Source organism: Collinsella sp. SGI.241, from assembly GCF_050312955.1.
Classification (GTDB): domain Bacteria; phylum Actinomycetota; class Coriobacteriia; order Coriobacteriales; family Coriobacteriaceae; genus Collinsella.
The window spans coordinates 1-506 of the sequence record NZ_JBNPKM010000032.1 but is presented as its reverse complement, the minus strand read 5'-3'; the positions used below and the strand labels follow the sequence as shown (position 1 = coordinate 506).

General features: G+C 64.4%; 1 protein-coding gene. It reads left to right on the top strand.

The window, feature by feature from the left end:
- The coding region (locus ACQQ92_RS08430; RefSeq protein ID WP_427796243.1) for an ATP-binding protein at positions 1-405 on the top strand (405 nt) is incomplete at its 5' end.
- Positions 406-506: the final 101 nt, after the last annotated feature.

Sequence of the window (506 nt, the reverse complement as noted above, 5' to 3'; positions counted from 1 at the left end):
GTCGCGCTGGGCATCGAGGCCGTCAGGGCGGGGCGCGAGGTCAGGTTCGTGGACTGCGCCCGGCTCGTCGAGGACCTGGAGGACGCCTCGTCGCGCGGCATCCTCAAGAAGAGGCTCAGGTACTACGCCCACTCGAGGCTGCTGATCATCGACGAGCTCGGCTACCTCGACGTCGGCAGCGCGGGCGCGGACCTGCTGTTCCAGCTGATATCGACGCGCTACGAGCAGCGCTCGACGATCATCACCACCAACGTGGGGATCAGCGGCTGGGGCAGGGTGTTCGGGGACGACGTGGCGGCGAGCGCGATCGCGGACAGGGTGTGCCACCACTGCCACCTGGTCAAGATAACCGGCAGGTCCTACAGGCTGAAGGACCTGCCGAGGGACGGCCCCGTCAAGCCGTGACCGGAATCGGTGAAAATACGTTAGCGCAACCGGTGAAACCGCCTTTGCGCAAACGGCGCGCCTGTTTAGCGAAACTGGTGAAAAATAGATTGACGCTAACA